Raw genomic sequence first — 19,646 nt, forward strand, 5'->3', positions numbered from 1 at the left:
GTTCTTTAAGAACTCGGAGTTTTTTCTTATGGTAAGATTCTTCCAATGAAACTCAATCTTGCCCTCGCACAAATCGCCACAAAACTTGGGGATGTTGAATCTAATCTCGAAAAACATATCCAATATATTGAACAAGCCAAAGCCCAAAAAGCGGATTTGATCGTATTCCCAGAGTTATCTTTGACGGGATACGTTCTGCAGGATTTGGTCGCTTCAGTTGCACATAAGCCGACGGAAGATGATCCTGTTTTCAAGCATCTTCTCAAAGCGAGTCATGATCTGGACATTTCGGTTGGATTCGTCCACCAGGACCATCGCTATCGCTTTTATATTGCTTCTGCCTATCTCTCTGCAGGGAAGGTGTTGCATGTGCATCACAAGGTCTATTTGCCGACGTATGGACTTTTCGATGAAGGCCGCTTCTTTGCCTGGGGTGATACAGTCCGTTCGTTTGATACTCGTTTCGGGCGTGTGGGCATGTTGATCTGCGAAGATTTCTGGCATGCGTCACCTCCATACTTGCTATGGCTTGATGGTGCAGATATCATGTTGTTCTCGTCTGCTTCTCCAGGGCGCGGATTGAATGATAAGGAAAAACTTGAATCGGCTCGTTGGGTAGAGCGTGTCAGCAAAGCGTATGCGAGTATGTTCACATCTTTTGTGGCGCACTGTAACCGTGTGGGATATGAAGATGGATTGCTCTTCTGGGGTGGGGCAACGGTCAACGACCCGAACGGTGAATTGATCGCGCGCGGCCCATATTTTGAAGAAGCGTTGACATTTGCCGAACTGGATTTGAATCAACTTCGTCGTACACGTGCGCGTTTGCCGTTGTTGCGTGACGAGCGCACGTCCCTTGTGCAGAATGAATTGAATAGGATACTTTCCCGTGGTTGATATTACGATCAATACTGTTGTTGCCCGTCAGATATTGACAGGCTTTATACGATCTGAAGTGACGCGTGTTGGCTTTTCGCGCGTAGTGGTTGGTCTTTCAGGCGGCCTTGACTCTGCGCTTTCATTTGCGCTTGCCGTTGAAGCACTTGGACCTGAAAACGTATTGGCTGTGCGCATGCCATATCGTTTATCAAGCAGTGACTCGTTGGCACACGCTCAATTGATGATCGACCAGTATAAAACTCCGAATGAGACGATAGAGATCACGGATATGGTCGAGCCGTTGTTCAAGCGCGATCCACAGATCACAAAACTGCGCATGGGAAATGCCATGGCACGGGCACGTATGATCGTGTTATACGATCAATCAGAAGCGTTCAAAGGACTGGTGCTTGGCACATCCAACAAGACCGAGATCCTTCTAGGCTACTCCACATTGTGGGGTGATATGGCCTCGGCGATCAATCCCATTGGCGACTTGTATAAAACGCAAGCGAGACAATTGTCGAGTGCGTTGGGCGTCCCTGCGCCGATCATCGATAAGCCTCCTTCAGCAGATTTATGGGAGGGGCAAACGGACGAGAACGAACTCGGTTTTACATACGAGCAAGTGGATCGATTGCTTTACCTGTTGGTGGATCATCGCTACAGCCCACAAGAATGTATCGAAGATGGCTTCGACCCGAAGTTCGTCAATGCGGTCACTACACGCGTTCGGCGAAATCAGTTTAAGCGTATGATGCCCCCAATCGCCAAGTTGAGCAACCGTACTATTGGCTACGACTTCCTCTATTTACGGGATTGGGGTACGTAAGGCCAATGATTACCTTACGTTTTCCATACACGTGACAAATGTCATGGGTTTGGCTGTTGACTTGTGATTTGAACAGTACTATACTGCCAACATGCGAATGGAAGATTACATAATCTGTTTTTGGTGACACAAGGCACGCGTCTCATTGCGTGCCTTTTTGTTTATCAACTTTCAAAAGGAGTTTCACTATGGACTACGGACTGATCGGCAAGTTGGAAAAAGCAAAACGATATGCAGAGGACCACACACGTTTTCGCTTCAACAAGTTTGAACTGACGTTCCACGGCGACAACAACGAGCACAATGTCAGCTATGGCAATGGCGTTTTTCACTGTGATTGCGAATTCTTTCTGACACATAAACGATGCGCCCATACTATAGCACTGGAAGAGTATTTGCTTAAAGGGATGATCGTGGAAACGGCTCAATCCTAGCCGATAACTGAAACAGCTTTCAACAGCCCTCTATCTCACGAGGGCTGTTTCTTTAAAATCTTATCCAGTTTGTGAGCGGCAAATAAGATTTATCAGAAAACAGGGGATTTCGATTAAAATTTGAACATGATGTCCAAAATCTCACGACGTGATTTTCTAAAACTCGGCGGTTTGAGCCTTGGTTCTTTCGCATTTACACCATCGCTGACTAATTCTTTGGGCTTTGACGACAGCAACCTCGTCCGTGTGGCAACGAATCAAGTAAGCGTACACAGCCAACCCGATGACGAGAGTCGTATTACATCCACTTGGTATCGCGATGAATTACTTCACGTCTATGAAGAAGTAACTGTTGAGAAACCTACGTATAACCCAGTCTGGTATCGTGTGTGGGGTGGGTACATCCATCGTGCCCGTCTGCAAAAAGTCAAAGTTCTGTGGAATGAAACTCTTCCTTATCTTGAAGGTAATACGCCCCGACTTGTAGAAGTGACTGTCCCGTTTACACAACCCTGGCGTTCTACCAAAACTTATGGCTGGCAACAACTGGGCTTTCGTCTGTACTATAGTTCTGTCCATTGGGTGGATGCCGTTGAGAAAGGCCCGACGGGCGAAATCTGGTATCGGGTTTATGATGATCTGACAGGTTTCCCGTATCATATCAATCCGCTTCATGTGAAGCCCATTCCTTTGGCAGAATTGGCACCGATCACCCCTGAGGTCGAAGTCCAAAATAAGCGTGTTGAAGTGGACCTGACCACTCAGAAGCTTACAGCTTTTGAGTACGATAAATCTGTTTTTCAAGTGACTATTTCCTCGGGTATCCCGAACGGTCCGCGTGGCTCGAATGGTATTTCCACTAAAACGCCACAAGGACAATTCCGCATTCAAGAGAAAATGCCCGCCAAGCACATGGGGAATGGGAATCTTTTTGCCGATGCAGACGATTATGAGTTGCCTGGTGTCCCATGGACATGTTTCTTTACGGAACAAGGCCATGCCTTCCACGGAACCTATTGGCACGAGAATTTTGGTGTGCCTATGAGTCACGGTTGTATCAACATGCGAAACGAAGATGCCAAATGGCTCTTTCGTTGGGCTTTGCCTCCTCACCAAATCGGCCGGTCTACTAATCGCGGATATGGCACACCTGTGCTGATCCACTACTAAATATATATGCCATCCATACATTGGACAGGGAAGCATCTTGCGTCACCGAAGCCTGCTTCTCTCATCACTGACTCGATCATATACCCAGGTGGGATTGGCTATCCAAAGGCCAAACCTAAAAGCCGATTGATCCTTGGGGATAACCTTTCTGTTCTCGCGGCATTGCTCCCAGAGTATGAAGGGCGGATCAACCTTATCTACGCTGACCCTCCATTTTTTACAAATCGTAAGTTCCCAGCGCGTGTCGGTCGTGGAGAAGATTCCCGCAAGCCTGATGAATGGGAATTGGTTGATGGGTATCAGGATGATTGGAATGATCTTGACGAATACCTTGATTTTCTCTATCAGCGCCTTGCGTTGATGGTTCGTCTCCTTGCTCCGAATGGGTCGCTGTATTTGCACCTCGATTGGCACGCCGATGCATATGCGCGTCTCATTTTGGACGAGCTACTTGGCGCAGAAAACTTTCTAAACGAGATCATTTGGACATATCATGGTCCATCCCCGATTCGAAGCGCCTTCAATCGCAAGCATGACACAATCCTTTCCTATGCAAAAGGAAAAGAATACACCTTTAACGCTGATGCTGTCCGCGAGCCCTATAATCAAAACACAGTTAATACATTCAAATCTTCATCCAAGGCGGGCTTTGGTAAGGTGCCTGATCTGGAGCGCGGTAAAGTGCCTGAAGATTGGTGGTATTTCCCGGTTATCGCTCGTTTGCACAATGAACGTACGGGGTATCCAACTCAAAAACCCAACGCTTTGCTTGAGAGAATTGTTTTAGCTTCTTCCAACCCAGGCGATATCGTTGCAGATTTCTTTTGTGGCTCTGGGACAACATCTTATGTCGCATCAAAGCATGGACGTCACTTTATTACCTGCGATGAGAATTTTCGCGCCATTCATACAACGCGCAATCGTTTGATTGAGAACAAAGCTGTTTTTTCTTTTGAACGTGACATGTCTTTTGCTGTACCGTTTTCGCCTTTGCCTAAGACGACCAAAGTCAATGTGTCGAAAGATTTAATTTCATTGGATACAAAACTTGATCTAGATTATTGGGAAGTGGACCCCGCTTGGGATGGGAAAATATTCAAGAGTGTTGTACAGGCCAAACGTCCGATACGAAGCGGGGATATTCCTCTGGAGTTAAAAACAAAAGTCGGAAGCAATGTCTGCATCCGACTGGTGACTGTCAAAGGAAAACAGTATCAACTAAACGTCTAAGCGGTAACCAACACCGCGAATGGTCTTGAGAAACTTGGGGTTATTGGGGTCAAGCTCGATGGCACGTCTCAACCATGAGATATGAACATCCAACGTGCGTGTGTCACCCGTATAATTTGTTTCCCATACTTTTTTGAATAGGGACTCGCGCTCGACAACTTCTCCGTGTTTATCCATCAAAATATTTAGAAGAGTGATCAATCGTGGTGTAAGCTTTGTGCTCTTGCCGAGACAGCGAACACGTTTGTGTTCAAGGTCAAGTTGGATCGGCCCGGCGTTGACAACATTTTTACCGTCACTGGGTAGAAGTGCTTTGATACGATTGACAAGTTTTTGCACAGTGAATGGCAGAGCGAGAATGGATTCTGCCAAGTCCGCATCCACTGGCTTTTCTTTTTCAAGGATGAGAATAATAGGAAGCTTGGGATCTTTCTTGCGAACAGAAAGACAAATACGAATGCCAGTGCTTCTTAATGAAGCGGCATTAATGACAACCAGGCTTGGATTGATCTGTTTGATCTTTGTAACAGCCTGACTTCCATTTTGAAATGAACGAATATCAAATCCCTTCTTTTGCAAATCATTTGCAAAAGAAGGGATTTCTGCGTGTCGTCCTTCGATGACCAGGATGGTTGCTTTTTTCATTGGTTTGAAAATTAATTTTAATAAATAATGACTTGCTAATAGTTTATATCTGTCTTGCTGAGAATCATTATACCTTAAATCTTAACAAAAGTTTTCTTGCAAGGTCATTGAATTTTTTAAGGTGACGCTCATTAAACTACAAATCAAAATTCTTATCAAGATATGCCATATGAGATTGGTACTATTGTCTTCGTGAGATTCTTGTGTAATTTTTTCATGATTGCTTGACACCCCCTGATGGCTATGGTAATATCGGCGGGCTTTACTAAACGATGCGGGGTGGAGCAGTGGCAGCTCGTCGGGCTCATAACCCGAAGGTCGCAGGTTCAAATCCTGCCCCCGCTACTAAACAATCAAAGACCGCCAGACTATGTTAATTTGAGTAGTCTGGCGGTCTTTGATTCAAAGAGACTTCAACAAAAGGAAATTTTCAATGAAACAACGATCTCAAGGCTTGAGTATCAGTAAGCATTACCGGGTTCTTGCAATATAAGAGTGCAGAAGGTCCGCATCCGTAACAGTGTCTGGTTACGAACGTGATATTTTTAGAGTAGATGTCTGTGACATCGGATATGTCGGGACGCTAATTTGTATTTGAGAATGGACAATATTTGCCCCTGGATACTCTAATTGGGCCCTAATAAGAAATTGTTAGATTTCTGTCGTAGTGTTGTAACAAAGTCGCACTTGCTGATTGATTCTTCTTATGCGATAATGAATCCATGCACTGCCCACGGTGTAGGCACTCCGACTTCATCTTAGATGGGACCTGCTCAAAATGTGGTTTTCATGGGGATCCCAACCAAATCGAGGAACTCTCTCGGCTGGATTGGCTATTGAGCGAGATGGATACGTGGGTCGAACAGGGCATCCTCAAAAATTTTCCCAAACATCTGCAAAAACATTATCAAGCCCGTCAACAGGAAGTCAAGTCTAAGCTGTGGTTGACGTATGTCCGATTTACACCTGAAGAGGCGGAAAAGGCGTGGACGGAACTTCGTCATCATGAGGTTCTGTTTGAGCAAATCGAAATATGGTCGAAGGCTGGCTGGGTTAAGTCGGGTTTCCTCCCCCGTTATTATGCACGCCTGCTGGAATTACAAGCGCGTCTTGAGGGAAATGACAGGCCGCAGACAGAAGTTTCTCCACCCACAAGGCTGGATGAACTCAGCTTTCTCGAAGAAGCCGTTCAACGCCTAATATTGAGGGGTGACTTTAGTTCCTTAACAGCGCAGGGGAAAGTGTTGAGCCAGTTGTCGGCAGAGAAGAGCCAACTGGAAAGCGCACTCAGACCTCCTGTCAAGAAAGAAGCGGAAAGGCCAATTCAAAAAAAGGAGACGGCCACACTTTCTCCTCATCCCGAGACTGTTCCTGCTGTCCCCGCGCCTCCACGTCCGCCTTTGCGTGAACGGTTGTGGCGCTCGATCCTTTCTGAACGAACGTTACAGGCATTGCTCTTTCTCGGCATCTTCTTGTTGTTCGTCGCAGCGGTCTCGTTCGTCGTTTGGGGCTGGGAGGATTTCCCGCCACCTGTTCGTGTTGCCATCCCTTTTGGCTTCACTGCGTTATTCTTTGTTCTTGGACAGGTTGTACGCACCAAGACACATTTAGATCGTTCTGCACTTGCGCTCAGCGCCATCGCCGCGTTGTTGATTCCCATCGACTCATACACCATCTATGCCAATTACGGTTCGCCACCTGCTGGATGGGCTGAGTTCTGGTTGATTACATCGCTTGCCTGTTTGATTGCTTACATCCTTTCTGCGCTCTACATCCAAAGCCGCTTCTTCGGATATATTACAGGACTCGCCGCGGGAAGCACATTGCTCTCCCTCATCGAAGTGACAACAGACATTTCACGTGACTGGTACTCCGCTGCGATTTCTATTCTCGCTGTGGTTATGATCATTTTGGGAACAAGGATCTCTCATCATCCCCGACCTGGTCGCTGGCAAGTCTTCGCTGATCCTTTTCGATATCTGGCGCTTTGGATTCCTGCCGCTGCAATGCCGCTGACGTTGGGTCTGCGCCTCATCACGCGCGACACTTTCGACACACTTCACTACGCCATGTCGGTCAACTGGTTTCTTGGCGGATTCATTTTCGGTTGGGGCGCAATCTATCATCGCAGTCGCAGTCTAGGCATCCTCGCCGCGATCACATTGCCAATCTCGGTTTATATGGCGCAGGGAGCTATCTTCTATCATGCAGATATCAATCCTGCCTGGCACGCATTAGGATTGACCTGTTTGACTCCGCTGTACGTGTTTACGGGATACAAATTATCCTCCTTCAAGGATGATGAAGTCCTTTCCTCGCATGGACACACTGCCACGCGCTGGGGCACTGCCCTCATCATCATTGCCGCACTGCTTTCATTGACCGATCTCCACAGTGGAACAGCCGCAGCCGTATCTCATGGAGTTTTGGTTTTCAGTACTGCCCTCTCTGCAATGCTCTGGCAGAAACCACGCTCGCTTTACGGGACATCTTTCTTCTCGTTCACCGCGTCCACATTTGCTATGACCGAGTTGAACCTTAACTTGAATCAAGTTGGGGTTGGGTGGGCGTCACTGGCAATTCTCCATATCCTTCTTGTTCTCAGGCTTTCACGCCCATCGCCAAATCTTGAACATAGAACACCATTCCTGCGGACCCTTGTCATCGCGGCATATTTCATTGCTGTATTGTCAATTCTCCCGCCACTTTTCCTCTATGAAGGACAGTTACTTGCATATGCTTTGGGCAACTGGATCGCCCTTTCGGCATGGGGCGCTTATCTTGCTCATCGTGGACAGGTCGGCTTCAATCCGCTTCAACCTGTGGAGAAACCGCGTTTATTCAAAGACCTGATCAACACGGGTGCGATCTATCACTGGTTAGCCAGTTTGCCGCTTCCGTTCTGGGTGTGGATCGTGAACAGGAATAACGAATTCCCAGATTATGTGCTTCCGCTATTGTTAATTGGTCTCGCTTGGTTGATGGTGCTTTTAAGTCATCGCTTGAATTCCGTTGCAAGAGAATTCTATCTTCCCTGGCGCTTAACTGGATTAACCGTCAGCGTCGTTGCTTTGATGATTGCATTCGCAAATGCTTCAGACGGTTATGTTCTGCCCATTACATTGCTTGCCGCTGGAGTGTTGTATTTCACCGACACGTTGTTATCACAGGAACGATTGGGCTTCTACCCTGCGGGACTCGTCACTGCATGGGGTCTTTGGCACATTCTCGACCATGCTGAAGTAAATAATGAAGTTATCACCTTCGCATTATGTTTTCTGGTAGCAATCTATTTCATTGCGGGGCTTGAGGCAGAACGCAGAAAATTATCCTTCGGGAGATATGACTTCCTTGCACCGCTGTATCACACAGCCCACTTGATAGCGCTGATTGTCCTCGCGCGAATATATTTCAACTTTTTGCTTGATATTATCGGCGCTGAAGAATGGACGGACACCCAACAACTCTGGGGCGCGGCAGATCAGTTATTACTTGGCGTGATCTACGGTATCTTTGCATGGGGGCGGTATCAGGAATTCTGGGGTCACATTGCTGCATGGCTTGGCATGGCTGGAGGCGGATTTATCGCCATCATTTACAGCCGTGGACATGGCTCCCTCGCCGCCAAAGGTGCGATCATCGCAGTTCTAATGGTGTTCGTCGAACGTGGACTGAATCATCTCAGGCGAAGCGCGTCCCTGCAAAGGCACAGACGTGCGTTCTTCCAACTTGCCTGGGGATTATACAAACGTCCATTGCTCATCGCTGGCTGGACAGCCTCCGTTGCCATCATCGTGCTGGCGCTTGTCCGCAACTTGATCCTCCTTGGTGGCGGGCGGATTCAACAAACCTGGGCAGCAATTGGTCTGCTCATTATCACAGCGTTATACGCTCTCTCAGCACGGTTATTCCAAAAAGCACGTTTTGTCTGGTTCGCAGTTATTGTGGTCTTCGCTCCATGGACGATCATCACAAACCTTGGATGGTTCACAGCCTTCAAGCCATCTCTGCCTGATTTTGCCGTGAGTTGGACAGCCCTTGCATGGATATTGTTCCTGACCGGTTTGCTGATTGCATCACGTGCTCCGTTCGCTTATGCAAAACCGCTCAAAACAGCGACCTACATTTTGCTTCCCTTCTCGATACTGTGGGCAATCGCAAACACAGATGCGAGCCTTTACACGGTTGGTTTATCCATCGCGTTGTATGCTGTCTCTGCATGGTTAAATCACAAACAAACGCAAACAACCAGTGACAATTTATCCCCTCTCACCGCAACAAAGTTCCTTTACCCCGCCCTCGGCCTCATTCCTCTTTGGAGCGTGTATTGGCTCGATTATCTTTCGCCAAATGCGCTCCATGAACATTTCGGCTTACTCATCCTCACATTTGGCGTTCTGGGTCTAGCAACTGGCATCTTTCTTGAACGCATCGCTCCCCGACCCGAACTAAAACGCGCCTACGGATTACCTGCCTATCTGACAGGCTATATCGCCATCATGATTGGCACAATGATGGTTGCACATGTTCAAAACATGGTCGCAGCAGCGCTTCTTTATGATGCGCTACTGATGGCTACGTCGGCGTGGTTGTTTAGAAGTTCTTTGTGGTTGTATCCAGCCACTTCCTTGACGGCTCTCTCGCTCATCATTGCCCTCAACGAGTCAAATGTCCCTGCAGAGCGGCAAGGATGGTGGCTGATCGGGTTGGCTGCTGTGTATCTCGTCGGCGCATGGGTTTTACGGCGTGCCCAATCGGATTCCTATGCTTCGGTCCTCATCATCGCAGGCTTCGCTGTTACCGCTCTGGGCTTGCCTCCCTCCAGCCTCGACCAAACAGGAGCCATTTGGGGCTACGGGGCTGCCGCTCTGCTTTATGCAGTCTGCGCCTTCTGGTTGCACCAGCCCCTATTGCTGACTCCCGCTTCCCTGCTTATCGTTGTGCCGTATGCAGCACTTATTCAACGTTCATCCATTCCATTACAGTATCAAGGACTAAGTCTCTTTCCCGGGGCGGTGCTTGTAGTAGCGGCAGGGCTGGCGTTGGATCGTCGCTTTGGAAGCTTGGCAAGCCTCCAGGGCAGGTGGTTTACCAAACTCGTAAACCGTTTTCTCAACTGGTGGGCGCTTCCACTTTATATTTTGGGATTGGGATTGGCGACCGTTGCTCCCTTCTTCACAGACTCAAACTCAGGGCAGATCGCGTTGAACTTCCTTTTGCTCGCTTCATTCTACGGGTGGGCAGTTTACCGTTTCCAGTCACGTTTCTGGCTGTTGACTGCCCTCCTCACCACTCATTTCAGTCTCGGCTTTTATCTGGATACATTCGGCTTGTGGCGAACCGCTGCGGAGGCAGAAGCATGGCTACGCTTCATTCCATTGACCACACTCATGCTTGCCAGTGGGTTGTTTGTCGAAAGGCGTTTGAATGAAGGCTCTCCATTGCACATACAAAGATTGTTCGTTGGTTGGTCGCGCCCATTTTATTTGTTCGTATTGATTGATGTTCTGTTCTCGCAATTGGGAAGTGTAGGTGGAACATTCGCAGGCGCATGGGTTTCGATCATCAATATGTTAATAATAGCTGCACTGGCTTCCTTATGGTCGGCGCCCATTCTGTCATATGTCAGTGCGTTCCTGGGGTTTTCAGCATTGGTGCAATGGCGTGAGGCAGCAGATTGGTTGAACATCAATCTACCTGTCCATTATGCGGCGTTGGCGTTGGGATATGGCGCTTTGGGGTTTGGATACACCTTGTTGAAAGCGTATACAGGTTCGGGTGAGGGAGATGTTGCTTCCCATCCAGTGCGGAGTTGGTACTCGGTTTGGGAAGTTCCATTACAGAGGTCGGCCATCATTCTATCCATCCTATCGCTTGGAATAGGTACGATCCTCGGCGTTGACATCGCTCGCTGGAGTGTTCGAGCGTTCTTCGGAACGTCTTTCCGCCAGATCGTGGATACTGAGACGGTATACATGGCGGTGTGGGTGTTATCGTTGATCGGCCTGTTGTATATTGCCGCTTCGGCCGTGTATAAACGTGTTCGACTTAGTTATCTGGCGTTTGGCATGTTGATGGCTGGATGGTTCCTGTATGCGTACTACATCAACGCGTGGGATAATCTGCGGCAGTTGCAGTGGTATGCACTTCCTGCGGGGCTATACTTGTTGGGTATTGGCTTTGTGGAGTGGACGCGCAGCAACAAGCCCTTTGCACGCTGGTTGGATTACATGGCAATGTTGTTGATGTTGGGTTCGCTCTTTTGGCAAACACTCTCCTTTGGCTGGTTATTTGCGCTGTTGTTGGGGAGCGAAGGCTTTGCTGCGTTCTGGTGGGGTAGTGCACGGCGATTGAGGCGGTTCTTCTATGCAGGTATGGCGGGTGTGGTGCTGGCAGGGCTGGGACAATTACTCAACGCCTTGCAGGAAGTGAATCAGTGGATCACGTTTGGATTGATCGGTTTGGTGCTGGTGATCCTGGCAATCATTGTGGAGCGCAGACTTGAGACGATCAAAGCCTGGCAGCAAGTGCTGGAGACTTGGGAATAAGACATATGAATAACTCAACACCAACCTGGCACAAACGTACTGTCATGATTATTGGCTTGATCCTGGCCATCATGGGTTTGCCGTTCACGATCAATCTGCTTTGTATCGTGCCATTGCTGTTGATAAACTCCAGCGGTTCAGATGCGGCGATCTATGGGGTGGTCAGTCTTACATTTGCGTTGCTTACGTTTGGGGCAGGTGCTGTAGCGTATATACATGGCAACCGTGCCTTGAAGGATAAGCCATCGAATCCAATTCGATTTACCTTGCAGCCCATGTTGATGCTGGGAGCATTTATCTTGTTGCTCAGCATCGGGTTGGTTTTCCAATCATCTGACTTTGCGGTCGCAATTTTGTTCCCGCCCATCATGCTGGCTTGCGCAATGCTGCCACCCTTATGGGCAGTGATTTGGATGATTCCACGCGCACAGCAAAAGCAAGTGAAAGAGCCATCAGAGGAGCATCAGGAGGGGGAGTTGAACCAGCCATCTCTGAGTTGGAGGCGCGGCCTGCTTGCATTTACAGGAGGAGCGACGGTCAGTGTCTTCATCGCCATTGTGTTGGAGATCCTGCTGCCGGTCGTCATCTTCGCTTTGATTTCTGACCTTGCAGATACGGTCGCTGACAGTATGCGTGTTGTATTCCGTGAACTATCAAGCAGGGATGTTGCCAATGCCCTGACAGATCGCGGTTTCATTTATCTCTTTACACAACTTGCGATCATCGCCCCACTTGCCGAGGAGATCGCAAAGCCTTTGGTTGTTCTGCCATTGGTGCGCAACTTGAACAAACAGGAGACCTTCTGGATTGGTGCATTGGCTGGCGCGGGGTTTGCCGCGCTTGAGAACGTGGTATATGCCACAAGCGGGTTTTATATCTGGGCAGGCATTTTGCTTGTGCGCGCGTTGGGCAGCGCGTTACATCCGCTTGGGTCGGGACTGGTTGCGCTTGGCTGGCGGGACGTGTTGCGCGGTGAAAAGGACGCGGGCAAAAATTGGTGGAAACGGTTTGGGATTGCGACAACGGTTCATGCGGTATGGAATGGAGGTTCGCTTCTTGTCATATCGTTGGGCGGGGCGCGCTTCTTTGGAGATCTGCCTCCTGAGATCGATATCCTTGGTCTCTCCGCGGCTGGAACAACGCTGGCGTTCCTTATCATCCTTGGCATCTCCGCTTTATGGATCGGACGCGCTTACGGACATGACAAGCCATTTCTACTATCAGAAGGCACATCCGATGAAGAACGCTTCATTCCCTCTGATCGTGCGGCGGCGATCTGGGCAATTGCCTGTTTGATCGCGATCGTCCCCGCAGGAATTGCAGGACTCAAGCTATGGCTGCCATGAAGAAACGCCTGAACCTCTTTATTGCGTTGGGGGTGATCTTCGCCAACCTATTCACCTGGGGGCAAATTCTACTGGCTGCATCCAATCCGCATGTAGTCGAACCGATCATGGATCCTGAGGTTCGCGCATTGTTGGATTATATCCATTCAGGAGAACATTCCGGTGAAACTTGGGAGGTAACACTGTCCGAACTTGAAGCGGAGCAAACCATTACGTGGTATCTGAATCGCTGGCCCCAGATCCCGTTTGCTTACCCTGAAATTCACATCACACCTGATTCAATTTCAGGTGAAGGGGATGTCATTATCACGGGCTTACATTTCCATGTCAGCGGAAAAGCACGTGTCACACTGGAAGATGGCCTGCCCGTTGTCGAAATTCTGGATTTGAATCTACCGTTACCTGGTTCAATGAAAGACACGATCGAACAGGAAATTCAACATCAACTTCGCCGCGCAGAACTGCTCCCGGTGCGCTTCACTTCCGCAGAATGGGGTGATGGTGTGGTTGTGGTAAAAGGGTTTATTCGTTAAGGCAATTTTTGATGCCCATTTGCCAAAGTGGGTAGCAGGTCTTAAGCAATAAATTTATTGAAGAAGAGGAAATAGAGGAAATCAAAACGCAATACACACCGTCGTTCTTGATTGGACGGTGCATATTGCGTTCTTTCGTTTTGACAATCACTTAGCATAGGCTTGGACAGGCAGAGCGATGAATTGCCCAGAAGTCGTTGCACGAGCATAATATGTGAATGTGCGGTTACCCTTTTCGACGGATGTGATAAAAAAGACCACACGACCCCCGTGGATTTACTTGTAGTTGTAGCCATAGTCTTGCCAATAATATGGCCTGTAGTCCTCATATCCCCACATATTCAATGCTGACTTGGTTGGCTGCGCTCAATCCTTCATTTAGAGTTTCCAAACCACCAGGGAGATAATCCTCCACTACAACAAAGAATACGTCATCAGGCATTTGTACACTTACTTCCACCTTGACCAACTGTCCGGCGGTAAGGATGGAGATCGGTCCCTGACATAATCAGTAGATTGAAAACGAGTAAAATAACAAAAAGAAGTTGTAGAGCATCTCATTATGAAAACACCAATCCGTAGACGTCAGTTCCTGAAATTAATGGGGACATCACTGCTTTCCTTCTTCCTACATCAGTGTGGTTTGCAGCCGTCCACATTGAATGCACCAACTGAAATCGTCACGGCTCTACCGAACACGCCACAAACAGCCATAGTAGCACCATCAGCGACTGTGGTTCCATCTCATACACCATCTCCCCAGCCGACGGCAACGCTCGATAGCCAGTCCACAGCTGCAATTGGACAGATAAATACCTATGATGTCTCACGACTTCGTGAAAAATTGCAGGAAATGTTCCAGCAGATCGGTGGACTGGCAGGTCTTGTTCGGCCAGGGTCACGGGTGGTGATTAAACCCAACTTAACTGGCAATACATGGTCTGATGCCAACTTACCCGCATTCCCCACAGAGCTCTTTGTTACTCATCCTGCACTGATACAGGCGTTTGCTGAATTACTGATTGATGCCGGCGCAGGGTCGATTCGTATAGTGGAGGGGTTGGGAGATGAATCGATCTTCAAGGCATGGGGATATGAAGATGTAGCCTCACGTGTCAATGCTTCCCTGGTTGATCTTTGCAAACCCGCCCCATACGCCGACTTTGCCACATTCCCTGTGGGTTCTGGCAGACAAATCTACGATGTTTTCTATATGAATGGAGTGCTCAAAGAGGCAGATGTCTTTGTCTCGTTTGCGAAGATGAAATGTCACAGCACAACTGGGGTTACCTTATCATTGAAAAACCTGATAGGGTTAGCACCTATTAGCTTATATCGGCGTGATGAGAGTCAAAACCATCGTTCGGCTTTCCATGAATCCACAGTATATGATAGGCGTTTACCGCGAGTGGCTATCGATCTGAATTTGGCTAGACCGGTGCATCTTGCGTTGGTAGATGGAATTAAGACTGCCGAAGGGGGAGCTGGTGCATGGGATACAGGATATAACCCAGTACAACCGGGTTTGATCGTTGCTAGTAAAAATCCAGTTGTGGCTGATACTGTTTCTACAGCTCTAATGGGTTTTGACCCTGATGCTCCATCTGGTTCGCATCCATTTACCTATGCTGACAATCATTTGTGGTTGGCTCGAGAAGCAGGTTTGGGAACCAACAAGCTTTCAGAGATCAATATTGTTGGTGGGGCTATTGGAAGTCATATATTTCCATTCAAAGTAGTTCGATGAGTGATAAAAATGTTAGCCCAAAAAGAAGTGTGCTAATGACGTAGGAGTATCTATATAAAGTGGCGTAACATCTTCTCACAACATCTGTCGGTGTTTGGGTTAGATGGGGTCTCGCATTGATTGATGCCAATTTTGGTTTTGGGTGAGATGTGGTCACACTCAATTCTTGAAGAAGCGACCTGCAAGAGTTAAACCTTACATAACAGTTCCTTGGTGAATGAGATTTTCAATCAAGTATGCGTAAAAGTCTCAGTGATCAAGGTCTTTACTCTCTCTGAAGTAGATTGCTTTGCGACTAGTATTATTAATTCTGATATATGTGGATTTTCCATGTCACAAAATTGTCCCGTTTTTGTCATCGTTTTCTCCCTTTATGAGACTAATACTTCCCGCTCTGCAGTCTAAGAAGAAATTTTGTATGGGTCTGTGCCTTCCCGGGTGATGCCCCGTCCATTTACGGTAGGGGTATTCATTAAATCTCGACGTTTTAGCAACTTACTAATGGATAACTGACAGTGTTCAAAGATGGACATCCGTATTTGTGATACTATTTCAATTCATCGCATCCCAAAAATATTCGTGTTTCATGGGAGCAAGCCCATGTGCTGGCACCGTAACAACATATGCCTGTGTTCTTGGCCTTCAGAATAGTGCACCATAATCTGTTTGACATCAATATATTCTCTTGATAGAGTGAAAAATGTCGATTGCAGTACCTTAAGCTCGAAGTAACCAAAGCATTGAAAGTTGTTCGTGAAATGAACTATACACTAAATTAGTGCGGCAACAGGGTTTACGCTCATAACCCGAAGGTCGCAGGTTCAAATCCTGCCCCCGCTACTAAAAAGACCACAACACAGGTTGTGGTCTTTTTTTGTTAACTCATATTGATGATCTGTTACACATCTAACACTATGATCTGATGACATTGTATGGATGAAATTGAGAACTCCGCTATTTCGTCTTCTTGGTGAAATGGTATCTCTGTTTCCTGCGGGGCAAGATAGATACGCTTCACAGCTTTTTTGATACGCAATCTCACAGGGACATTTGATAAGAAAGGCAAATCCTCAATAACACGTACTTCTCCACGTTGAATGGGCGAGGCGTATGTCACGTGAAGCACATATCGATTCTGTGCGCCTTGCCATGAAAAACTGACTCTGGCGGCGCTGGGCGTTTCGATATCCAACACCGGTGTTTTGTAGAGTTTCTTGAGAATTGCGATGAACCAATCACGATGCAGTTGTGTGCCGTGGTCGTTATACAAACTACAAACAGGATGTCCCATCCAGATCACATTGCCTTTTTGAATAACGCCAGCTTTGTGGGAAGCATTTGTTTCTGATAGATCATATGGTGTGTTCAAGTGTCCGTTGTAATGCCCATAGCGGCGGGTGAAGTAGGGATTCAACACCTTCGCAAGTATCTGACCATCGGTTACAGCGACTTGTCCACAAGCCTCGTAGAAGAGAAATGGCTGTGAGGGAATTTCCTCCTTCAAGACTCCTCGTTGGCGGATAGACGCATTTGCTTCTGTAAGAATAGCGGGTTCCACCTGTAAATAGTCATCGTCAAATTTCGAAGCGCCTTCCCATGTAGCCCCTACATCAATGGCAAAGCGAGTTTCCTCTTTGTTCAGGCCGCTTTTCCCTGTCATCAACAAGCTTCCACCGTTATCAAGAAAAGCCTGAAAACGGACGGCTTCCGCTTCGTCCAATGTCACGGCATCCGGCAGAATGATGACATCGTATCTGGTTAGGTCTTCACCTTCCATCACAATGTCAAAGTCAAGTTGATTTTCGAGCAGCATTTTTGAGAGTCCCAGATCGCTTCGTTTATTGCCGCTGAGAACCATGCCAAGTCTCGATGTCCCTGTAGTGCCGTAACACCAAGGCTCAATGGATTCGATGTAGGAATACACTTTGCCGATCAACCGATAGGTGTCGAGGTTCATTTCACCGGATGGGTGTAATTGGTCACCTACATTGACCTTGGCGCCAAAACTCGAGATCGTGGCGCACTCATACAGTAGGGCGTTGGGATTCTTGTACGTTCCAAACTCTCCCCATACCTTGTGGAATTTCCCGGTTTGCCCTACATAGTCTTTGCCGACCTTGTTGAAAAAGCGAGCCCGAAAAGGGATACGGTCATATCCTTCCCAGACCGTTGGCATATCCTCCATTTCAAAATGTGTTTGGTAGGCAAAACGTTCCGGCGTATACGGATCGGCACAGTGATTAAAGAAAACAGACGCATCGGGATGTACTGATTTGATTTGCGTGTAGGCATTCAGAAAGAACATGTCCCATTTTTGCACAAACCATTGTCTTACATCCGCTTCTTTGTTTACATCAAGCCCATGTTTCTTCATTTCAGAACGACAGGCATTGCAATAACACAGGGTGAAGCAATTGATGTCAATGAAAAAACCATCTAATCGTGGGTAGCGCGCGCAAATCTCTTCAATGAGCGCATATTGATAATCGCCATATCCAGTTTGCGGACAAGCCTCGTACCATGAGCAACCCGGCTTTATATCATCTGGCAGAGCATTCGGGTCGAGGTTCATGGTGGCTGGCGTACCATCTTTGTGGCGTGCCAGCCAATCGGGATGATCAGGCACTTCTTGAGCGAACCAGCCATTCGTTAGATAGACCGGCGCTCTTACTCCGATCTCATGACAGGCCTCCATCATTGCGCCAGTCAGATCGAAGTCAAGAGATGGGTGCATCTTTCCAATCTTTGTTGGGTAGTAGCACCAACCATGATGACATCTCGCAAAGATCGTTATGCTATTTACGTGTCCGATCTTCAAAGCTTCTTGAAAGTTGGCCTTCGAGAAACGATTGCCGACCCCCGGAATTAATTCTGATGTATGAAAATCAAGGTGGATCTGTCTTGTTGGAACTGTGAACATGTGAAATCTCCAATTGTTAGTGTGATCCCCCCAGCGCACAACTTACCATGCGCAACTTGCTGTAGTGTTGACCTCTGCAAATTTCCCCACGCGTTTATACATTGTTACGTTCGTAAATGGCTCGCCCATAATGCCATCGTGAATCGCCCATGATCTCGAGCGGATACTGTTCCCTGCGTTGGATGATCGAAACGGAGTCGAACCATCAAGCTTTGGACTGAATTCGCCTCCTTCTTTAAACCCGAGGTTGATACTCTCCATCCGGCGTCTTCCCAGCTGATAGCTGAATCCATGACGTTCGAAGATGACCGCATTGTGATAATACAGCGGCTCAACGAAATACATGTCATGCCCCAAACTGACAACGAACTCCTCAAATGTATCCAACGCCTGACGGAATAAATGCAAACCTCGTCGCACTTGTCCCGGCGCCAGCCCAGCCTGCATCGCTAACAGCTCTGCTTCCATGTTGCGTTTGCGGATCCCAAACCGTGTGGGGCTTCCATCGGGCATCTTGTCTACATCGAAGCGAGGGGAGTCGGGGTCGTTCAGAATGTACAGCAAAACATGGATCTGTCCGTTGAGCGTATCTGCCAGATGCGCGTAAAGGATCGGGTCTGGAAAACCGGCTTTGTGATAGAGCATCATTTCCACGTCGCTGGCCCCCTCCGCAAAGCGGAACTTCATCAGATCGTTGTTGTCAACGATCTCAGGCAGGTTGAACTTTTGGATCAACGCGCTGGGAATATAGCGGGCATACACCGCTCTTTTTTCTTTCTCAGGGAGTTGGTTGATGCCGCCTATTGTGGATGGATGCACGTTGCTCTTTCAACTTTCTTCTTACCTCTCTACTAAAAAAAAGAGGCAGAATGGTTTGATCGTTATCGTACGCGCGTTTCCCGTTCTGCACTTCTGGCTTCATCGCGCTTGGCGATGGTGGCGCGTTTATCGTATGCTTTTTTACCTTTTGCCAGCGCGATCTCGATCTTGGCACGCCCGTTCTTGAGGTAAATACGCGTAGGGACGATGGTCATACCCTTGATGCGGACATTATCCCAAAGTTTGCGGATCTCTTTTTTATGCATAAGCAAACGACGCTTGCGCCTTGGCTCATGGTTGAAACGGTTGGCTTGCTCATAAGGGGCGATATGTGCCTCTACGAGCCAGGCTTGTGCTCCGTTCTCGATCTCCACAAAGGACTCTTGGATGCTGATCTGCCCTGCGCGAATGGATTTGATCTCGCTTCCCTGCAGGGAAAGGCCCGCCTCGAAGGTTTCGAGCAGGAAATATTCAAAACTTGCCTTACGGTTGGTGGCTACTACTTTAAAGTCTTCAGTCATATAAGTACGATTGTACCGCTTG

15 protein-coding genes and 1 tRNA gene are annotated in these 19,646 nt (G+C 47.9%); 10 read left to right on the plus strand and 6 right to left on the minus strand.

Features of this window, described 5'->3' with window-relative positions:
- The first annotated feature begins 45 nt into the window (after window positions 1-45).
- From IPP66_15480 to IPP66_15500, 5 genes are all read left to right on the plus strand, one after another.
- Window positions 46-897: a carbon-nitrogen hydrolase gene (locus tag IPP66_15480; protein ID MBK9926676.1), complete on the plus strand. Its 852-nt coding sequence runs from the start codon at window positions 46-48 to the stop codon at window positions 895-897.
- Window positions 890-1,711 (plus strand): NAD+ synthase, encoded by an 822-nt coding sequence (locus IPP66_15485; protein ID MBK9926677.1) that lies wholly within the window; start codon window positions 890-892, stop codon window positions 1,709-1,711. The genes IPP66_15480 and IPP66_15485 overlap by 8 nt, the downstream gene beginning before the upstream one ends.
- 188 nt (window positions 1,712-1,899) lie before the next feature.
- A complete protein-coding gene (locus tag IPP66_15490) occupies window positions 1,900-2,145 on the plus strand; it encodes a hypothetical protein (protein ID MBK9926678.1) in 246 nt (81 codons plus the stop codon).
- Window positions 2,146-2,271: 126 nt separating this feature from the next.
- Window positions 2,272-3,315, plus strand: coding sequence for a L,D-transpeptidase family protein (locus tag IPP66_15495; protein MBK9926679.1), 1,044 nt, complete (start codon window positions 2,272-2,274; stop codon window positions 3,313-3,315).
- 6 nt (window positions 3,316-3,321) lie between these two features.
- Window positions 3,322-4,545 carry a site-specific DNA-methyltransferase gene (locus IPP66_15500; protein MBK9926680.1) on the plus strand — a complete coding sequence of 408 codons (1,224 nt, stop codon included), beginning with the start codon at window positions 3,322-3,324 and terminating at the stop codon, window positions 4,543-4,545.
- Here the strand turns inward: IPP66_15500 and IPP66_15505 are convergent.
- Window positions 4,534-5,190 (minus strand): response regulator transcription factor, encoded by a 657-nt coding sequence (locus IPP66_15505; protein ID MBK9926681.1) that lies wholly within the window; start codon window positions 5,188-5,190, stop codon window positions 4,534-4,536. The genes IPP66_15500 and IPP66_15505 overlap by 12 nt on opposite strands.
- 273 nt (window positions 5,191-5,463) lie before the next feature.
- On the opposite strand from IPP66_15505, the gene IPP66_15510 reads away from it, so the two are divergent.
- The 4 genes from IPP66_15510 (at window position 5,464) to IPP66_15525 (ending at window position 13,617) form a co-directional block, all read left to right on the plus strand.
- Window positions 5,464-5,535, plus strand: a tRNA-Met gene (locus IPP66_15510).
- A gap of 500 nt (window positions 5,536-6,035) precedes the next feature.
- Window positions 6,036-11,738 (plus strand): hypothetical protein, encoded by a 5,703-nt coding sequence (locus tag IPP66_15515; protein MBK9926682.1) that lies wholly within the window; start codon window positions 6,036-6,038, stop codon window positions 11,736-11,738.
- A gap of 5 nt (window positions 11,739-11,743) precedes the next feature.
- Window positions 11,744-13,084, plus strand: a complete 1,341-nt coding sequence (locus IPP66_15520) for a PrsW family intramembrane metalloprotease (GenBank protein MBK9926683.1) — start codon at window positions 11,744-11,746, stop codon at window positions 13,082-13,084.
- Window positions 13,072-13,617 carry a hypothetical protein gene (locus IPP66_15525; GenBank protein ID MBK9926684.1) on the plus strand — a complete coding sequence of 182 codons (546 nt, stop codon included), beginning with the start codon at window positions 13,072-13,074 and terminating at the stop codon, window positions 13,615-13,617. Before IPP66_15520 ends, IPP66_15525 begins: the two co-directional genes overlap by 13 nt.
- A 147-nt stretch (window positions 13,618-13,764) precedes the next feature.
- On the opposite strand, the gene IPP66_15530 is transcribed toward IPP66_15525, so the two are convergent.
- On the minus strand, window positions 13,765-13,878 hold the full coding sequence (locus IPP66_15530) for a hypothetical protein (GenBank protein ID MBK9926685.1): 114 nt from the start codon (window positions 13,876-13,878) through the stop codon (window positions 13,765-13,767).
- Window positions 13,879-13,942: 64 nt separating this feature from the next.
- Window positions 13,943-14,077 (minus strand): hypothetical protein, encoded by a 135-nt coding sequence (locus IPP66_15535; GenBank protein MBK9926686.1) that lies wholly within the window; start codon window positions 14,075-14,077, stop codon window positions 13,943-13,945.
- 102 nt (window positions 14,078-14,179) lie between these two features.
- Here IPP66_15535 and IPP66_15540 point away from each other — a divergent pair, with 102 nt between their 5' ends.
- Window positions 14,180-15,364, plus strand: a complete 1,185-nt coding sequence (locus tag IPP66_15540) for a DUF362 domain-containing protein (protein MBK9926687.1) — start codon at window positions 14,180-14,182, stop codon at window positions 15,362-15,364.
- A gap of 898 nt (window positions 15,365-16,262) precedes the next feature.
- Here the strand turns inward: IPP66_15540 and IPP66_15545 are convergent.
- The 3 genes from IPP66_15545 to smpB all read right to left on the minus strand — a co-directional run bounded on the left by IPP66_15545 (window position 16,263) and on the right by smpB (window position 19,624).
- The gene (locus IPP66_15545; GenBank protein MBK9926688.1) at window positions 16,263-18,284 is read right to left on the minus strand and encodes a beta-galactosidase trimerization domain-containing protein; all 2,022 of its coding nucleotides are present in this window, start codon (window positions 18,282-18,284) and stop codon (window positions 16,263-16,265) included.
- Window positions 18,285-18,326: 42 nt separating this feature from the next.
- Entirely contained in the window at window positions 18,327-19,103 is a 777-nt protein-coding gene (locus tag IPP66_15550) for a hypothetical protein (protein ID MBK9926689.1), read from the minus strand.
- Window positions 19,104-19,165: 62 nt separating this feature from the next.
- Window positions 19,166-19,624 carry an SsrA-binding protein SmpB gene (gene smpB / locus IPP66_15555; protein ID MBK9926690.1) on the minus strand — a complete coding sequence of 153 codons (459 nt, stop codon included), beginning with the start codon at window positions 19,622-19,624 and terminating at the stop codon, window positions 19,166-19,168.
- Between the last annotated feature and the right edge of the window lie 22 nt (window positions 19,625-19,646).

This window comes from Candidatus Defluviilinea proxima, assembly GCA_016721115.1.
Lineage (GTDB): Bacteria > Chloroflexota > Anaerolineae > Anaerolineales > Villigracilaceae > Defluviilinea > Defluviilinea proxima.